Annotated in this window: 6 protein-coding genes; 1 reads left to right on the top strand and 5 read right to left on the bottom strand. The window is 67.9% G+C overall.

The genetic code is table 11. The annotated features are described in order from the left end of the window. Positions 1 to 329: integrase core domain-containing protein (locus F793_RS0111035; RefSeq protein ID WP_019592814.1), on the top strand; the 329-nt coding region annotated here is incomplete at its 5' end. Positions 330 to 472: 143 nt separating this feature from the next. On the opposite strand, the gene F793_RS0111030 is transcribed toward F793_RS0111035, so the two are convergent. The 5 genes from F793_RS0111030 to F793_RS0111010 form a co-directional block, all read right to left on the bottom strand. Continuing rightward, complete coding sequence (locus F793_RS0111030) at positions 473 to 1,552, bottom strand: porin (protein ID WP_018881742.1); 1,080 nt, start codon at positions 1,550 to 1,552, stop codon at positions 473 to 475. 807 nt (positions 1,553 to 2,359) lie between these two features. Beyond that, positions 2,360 to 2,794 (bottom strand): type II toxin-antitoxin system VapC family toxin, encoded by a 435-nt coding sequence (locus tag F793_RS0111025; protein ID WP_018881743.1) that lies wholly within the window; start codon positions 2,792 to 2,794, stop codon positions 2,360 to 2,362. Beyond that, positions 2,794 to 3,045 (bottom strand): type II toxin-antitoxin system Phd/YefM family antitoxin, encoded by a 252-nt coding sequence (locus tag F793_RS0111020; protein WP_018880416.1) that lies wholly within the window; start codon positions 3,043 to 3,045, stop codon positions 2,794 to 2,796. The genes F793_RS0111025 and F793_RS0111020 overlap by 1 nt, the downstream gene beginning before the upstream one ends. A 511-nt stretch (positions 3,046 to 3,556) precedes the next feature. Beyond that, complete coding sequence (locus tag F793_RS0111015) at positions 3,557 to 4,744, bottom strand: FAD-dependent monooxygenase (RefSeq protein ID WP_018881744.1); 1,188 nt, start codon at positions 4,742 to 4,744, stop codon at positions 3,557 to 3,559. After that, entirely contained in the window at positions 4,741 to 6,003 is a 1,263-nt protein-coding gene (locus tag F793_RS0111010) for an FAD-dependent monooxygenase (RefSeq protein ID WP_018881745.1), read from the bottom strand. Before F793_RS0111010 ends, F793_RS0111015 begins: the two co-directional genes overlap by 4 nt. Positions 6,004 to 6,051: the final 48 nt, after the last annotated feature.

The raw sequence follows: 6,051 nt of genomic DNA, 5'->3' as shown, positions 1-6,051 counted from the left end.
GTCCCATCCATCACAGCGATCGCGGCGTGCAATACGTATCGGTGCGTTACACCGACCGCCTCGGAGAAGCCGGGCTCCAGCCCTCGGTGGGCCGGGTCGGTGACTCCTACGACAACGCCCTGGCGGAGACCATCAACGGGCTGTACAAGACCGAGGTCCGGGCCTACTGGGGACGTCTTAACGATCGACGCGACGTCGAGTGGGCTACGCTCCAGTGGGTCGACTGGTTCAACCGGCGACGCCTGTTGGAATCCAACGGGTATCGACCGCCGGCAACGATCGAAGCGCAGTACCATCAACCACTTCAGGGGTCCGTTCGTGCAGCGTGACCCAAACCAACGGGTCTCCGGGAAACCCGGGGCGGTTCACCCCGAGCGGGGCCGAAAGATACGCACAAAAAACGGGGCCCCTGGGGGCCCCGCAAAACAAGCTACAAACTTGTTGTTATACCGCTTGGTAGCAGTGGCTGCCCTTAGAAGGACACCCGCATGCCGCCACCGACCGCGGTGTAGTCCGGACCACCGGACTTCACGTCGGTGTGGGCCACACCACCGAACACCCGCACGCGGTTGCTCATGTGATGGGTAACACCAAAGGCGACGCTATCGACGTTCGCCTGGCCAGCCGGATCGTTATCCGTATGACCCAGGCTCAGCGTGAAGTCGGTGCTGCCCATGGAGTAGGTACCGGCGGCGAAGTAGGTGTTGCCGCTACGCTCCTGCATGCCGGTGATGTTGTTTTCGTTCTCGGCGGTGAAATCTTCCGCTTCGAAGTTCACACGCCACGGGCCCTGGCGGAAGTCAACACCGATCTTGGCGGTGCGCAGCTTGGTCGCGGTCGTCGCGTCGTCGTCGGATCCGGTGCCGTCAACAAATCCCAGGATCCCGGAGGTCTGGTTATTGTCATCGGCACGCTGGTAGGCACCGTAGATCTCGACCGGGCCGACATCGAAGCCGAGCTTCGCGGCGTAGGCCGTGTCGCTGTCGTTGCCATTGTCGATAAACGCGGCAACGTCCAGGTTCACCATACCGAAGTCATTGGAGTAGCGAATGCCGCGGTCCAGGTACGAGCCATTCGCAAAGCCACCCCAGCCGAAGCCACCCGGGGCCAGGCGACCACCGTTCACGCGCTGCTGCATGAAGGTGCCGTTCAGCGGATCCTTGCCGGCAGTGCTGTAGGGGCTGGACATGCGGCCAGCGGTAACGCGACCGAAGTCACCATCCAGACCAACGTACACGTCACGAGCCGGACGGCTAAAGCCGGAGGTGGTGCGCACGTCCTGTTCCAGCTTGGCGAGCGCGGTCAGGCCATTGCCCAGGTCGTGGTTGACCATGACGCCGAGACGGTTCGGGTTGGCACCATCAGCAGGCTGGCCTGCGCCGCCGCCGTCATGCATGCGGAAGCCGTCGTTGAAGGTGGCGTCACCCGAGGCGCTGTGGTGGACGATCTGCGTCTGCAGCTGACCGAACAGGGTGACGTTGGTGTCGGCGGCGGCGAAGGCCGGGACTGCGAAGGCGCCGGCAACGGCGACTGCGAGAATCTGTTTTTTCATGTTGCGTATCTCCCAGGAGAGGTATGTGTTCGTTTCTACGCCTGCATCCACGGTCGATGCCGCGAATGACAGGTGTTTTATATACACCACGGTGTCTCGTTTCAACCCCTGTGCGGGAAAAAATTGCCACAGTACGGGGGTATCCGTGACGGGGAGCGCTTTTTGGTAGATCAACGACTTGCGTGCGGAGGCTTCGAGGGCGCTTGAATTGGATTGCAACATGCTGAATTACTGGGTTAATGAGCTACAGCTTATGGTTGCCCCGCGAGGCGCGGCGAGAATTCGATCAGGTTTTGCTTATTTTTCTCGGGTTTGCGGGCAGCGCGGCATTTCTCGGATCTGAAGGGGTCGGATCGACGGGTCGGATGCGTTGGGTTTTTGCAACAAGCAGAGATTTGGGCAGGGTCGCGCCCGGAGTGTTGCGGAAAGCAGACAGCGGTGCGGCGGTATGAGCGTGGGCCGTGACGACTAGAGGGTTTTCGGGCTTTGGCGGGGGCTTCGCGGGCGAGCCCGCTCCCACAGGGTGGAAGGAAAGAAATGGAGAGGCTGGTAGCCGGGCGCAGGCCGGAGGCTCGAGGGGAGGGCCTCTCGTTCGGTCGTCCCGGAAACCACGCTGGGGTTATCCGGAACCTCGTGCCTGGGTGGTAGTAGGTACGCGGGGTATCGCTCCAAGGCTGGTGATCCCGGCTCTTCGCTTCGGTGCGGCCGGGATGCCGACGGGGGCGGATACGGGCGGCGCATGCTGTTGAGGCGGGTCGAGGGTGACAGCGCTGGCTACGGCGATCCGATTGAAACTCGACGGGACCGTCAGGCGCTGCTCGCAAACACAGCGACCCCGGCTCGGCGAGCCGCGGTGATCAGGGCCTGGTCCAGGGTGGCGAGGGTGGCGCCGTACTGAAGCGCGAGTGCGAGATAGGAGGCATCGTGAGCGGAAAGGCCATAACGCCTGGCCAGTTGAAGCGTCAGGCCGAAGACCGGATCGATGCCGCCGGGGTCAACGGCCACCATGAGATCCTGCAGGAGCGCGAGGAAACGCGTGGTTTCAGCCTCGGTCACCAGGCCCTGGCTTTCCGCACGGGCGACTACGTTGGCGACCTCCAACGGCCAGACGGATGGCGCGATCAGACGGATATCGCCCGACTCGATGGAACGCAGGACCGTAACCGCGACTTCCTGGTCGGCGGGACTACCATCGGACAGCAACCAGCGCATCACGATGGAATTGTCGAACACGAGATCCATCAGTCACGCCCCGACTCGACCAGGGCCTTGATATCCACTGCCCCGCGCGCTGGAGCCTCGGCCATCAGCTGCCGGAGACTCCGCGCGGCCTGCACACGCCTGGGCGCATCGTCCTCCTCCAGTGGCACAAGCGCAGCCACAGGACGGCCCCGCTGCGTGATGGTAAAACGCCCGCCCGCCTGCACCTTTCGGAGGAAACCGGAAAGGTGTGTCTTGGCATCGTGAGCCCCGATGATTTCGTGATGAGACATGGCTGCACCCTAATGGACCGGTGGGTGGACTGGTTGATATCAATTTAGCACGCACGAAAACCTGTGGCGGCGCGCGGGTAAGAGGTTGATAGCGCCGATGAAGAGTCCCGGCTTTGGCGGGGGCTTCGCGGGCAAGCCCGCTCCTATGGGGGCTTCACCGTGGGAGCCTGCTTGCAGACGAAGCGCCTGCCCGTGCCGACCTTTGGCAGGCGCTTCGCCGCCAAGGCGGCTCCTACGGGGCGAAAGCGGGCGGCGAAGATGCGGCGGTTGGGACGGAGCGGTATAGGGATGATTCGGCTTGTGGCGCGCAGGTGATGCCGTCGGGGCGTTCGGGCTTTGGCGGGGGCTTCGCGGGCAAGCCCGCTCCTACGGGGCTGCACCGTGGGAGCCTGCTTGCAGGCGAAGCTCCTGCCCGTGCCGAGCTTTGGCAGGAGCTTCGCCGCCGAGGCGGCTCCTACGGGGCGAATGCGGGCGGAGGAGATTCGGCGGTTGGATAGCCGCGCGTTTGGGGCTAGTCGAGGCCGAAGGCGCGCAGGGCCAGGCGGCGCTTGAGGGGGGTGGCCTGGTCGACCAGGCGGATGCCGAGGCCGCGTAGCTCTGGGAGGCCGGCGGCGTGGGTGGCGAAGATCAGGCGGAAGCCGTCCATGGCGCGCTGCATGAAGGCGTTCCCGGCGCGGCGGTCGCGGGTGTAGGCGCGCAGTACGGTCTCCGCACCCGGGTCGCGGCGGGCGGGGCCATGCAGGCGCTCGACCAGGGCACGGGCATCGGCCAGACCGAGGTTCAAGCCCTGGCCGGCCAACGGGTGGATGGTGTGGGCGGCATCCCCCGCCAGCGCGACGCGGCCGGCGTGGTAGTCACGGGCATGGCGCGCCACCAGCGGGAAGCTGGCGCGCCGGGAGGTGTCGGTGACGACACCCAGGCGGTGGTCGATCGCCTCTGCCAGCGCCGCGCAGAATCCAGCGTCGTCCAGCGCCAGCGTCGCGTCCGCCTGGTGCTCGGGCTGGGACCAGACGATAGAACTGCACCCGTCCGCCAGCGGAAGGAACGCGATGATCTGGTCGTCGACGAAGCGCTGCCAGGCGGTGTCCTCGTGCGGGCGCTCGGTGGTCACGGTCGCGACCACGCCGCGGGCGTGATAGTCCTGCTCGCGCACCGGGATGCCCATGCGGTGGCGTAGTGGGGACTGCGCACCGTCGGCCGCGACCACCAAACGGGCGGAGGCGAGCCGCGCGTGCTTCGGTCCGTAGAGGTCGACCCGATCCGGGCGCGCATCCACGCTCTTCCATTCGGTCTCCGGCCACAGGTCGACACCGGCGGCCTCAAGCTCAGCCCACAGCACGGCCTCCAGCGCGGCGTGCTCCACGGTCCAGCCCAGCGCCGGCACACCCAGATCGTCGGCATTGAAGCGGATATGCCCCGGGCCGTGCGCGTCCCACACGCTCATGCCGGAGAAGGCATGGGCGCGGCGCGCCTCCAGCGCGTCCTGCACGCCCAGCGTGGCGAGGAACTCCATCGAGGCGATGTTCAGCGTGGCCACCCGCGTGACGGGCGTGGCGTCAGTAAAGGTGGGCGCGGCATTGCGTTCCAGCAGCCCCACGCGCAGGCCCTGGCGCGCCGCGCCCAGCGCGATTGCGCCGCCGACGGCACCGGCACCGACCACGAGCAGGTCGAGTAAGTCGCCTGCGCCACGCGTGCTCATGCCACCCCCTCCGTATCCGGCCGGGCGAGATGCCGGGCGGTGTGGCGCGGCAATGGGCCGAGGCCCATGGCCGCGCGGGCGAGGCGGTCCCGCGCGGGGCGCAGGCGGTCGACGGCCATCATGCCGCCGCCCAGCGCATGTCCGCGCAGGCCAGCCGCGTGCAGCATGCCGCGGGCCAGGAAATCGGTCGTGGCGACCACCCCGGTCACATCGCGACGGCGGGCCCGCGCATAGGCCTCGAGCGTGGCCGCCGCGCCGGGGTCGGCCACGAAACGCGGGGTGCCATCCGGCTCACGGCCGTCGCGCAGTGCGCCCAGCAGGGTCGCGACATCGCGCAGGGACAGGTTCAGCCCCTGCCCCGCCACCGGGTGCACTGCGTGCGCGGCATTGCCCAGCAACAGCGCGCGTTCCGCGACCGGCTCGGGGGCATGCACCCGCTCCAGCGGAAAACGCACCACGCGGCCGGCCGGGCGCAGGCGGCCCAGCGTCCAGCCGAAACGGGCCTGCAGCTCGCGCAGGCGCTCGGCGTCGTCCAGTTCCAGGCGGCGCTCGCAGGCCTCCGGCGGGGCCACCCAGACGGCGTTCATACGCCCGTCCGCCTGCGGCAGCAGGGCCAGCGGCCCCTCGTCGGTAAAGCGCTCGAAGGCCTGGCCGTTGTGCGGCCGCGCCGGCTGCACGTCAAAGACCAGGGCATCCGCCGCGTAACGCAGGCGGTTCACCGGCAGACCCAGGGCCTTGCGCGTGGGGGACTGGATGCCGTCGGCGGCCAGGATCAGGCGGGCGGCCCAGGTGTCCTCGCCTTCAGCGCCGTCGATGCGCAGCACGCGGCGCCCATCCGTCACGTCCCCCACGCCCGCCAGCGTGGACTGGTAGCGCACATCCACACCGGCGTCGCGGCAGGCCGCGTCCAGCATCGGCTCCAGCGCGACGGCCGGCACCACCTGCCCGAGGGCCTGGCGGCCATGGTCGGCGGCATTCAGATGCACCCGCCCCAGCCCGCCGCGACGGCTGACGACGATGGAGCGGATCGCGGTGGCCCGCTGCGCCAGTGGCGCCCAGTACCCGAGATCGTCGAGGAACTGTACGGAGCCGGCCGCCAGGGCATAGCCACGGGTGTCGTTGGCGTGTGCATCCGGCGCGGGTGGTGACCCGCGCTCGAACAGCGTGACCGCATAGCCCGCGCGCGCCAGGGTGCAGGCGGCAAGGCCGCCGACCGGCCCGCCGCCGACGATGGCGATGTCGCAGGTGTTTGTTGTCAAGACGCACCCCGCAAGGGTGGGTCCGACGCCCCATTCGCCTGCAAGCAG

It is taken from the genome of Thioalkalivibrio sp. ALE22 (genome assembly GCF_000381445.1).
Classification (GTDB): Bacteria; Pseudomonadota; Gammaproteobacteria; order Ectothiorhodospirales; family Ectothiorhodospiraceae; genus Thioalkalivibrio.
This window is presented reverse-complemented; position numbering and strand designations above follow the sequence as displayed.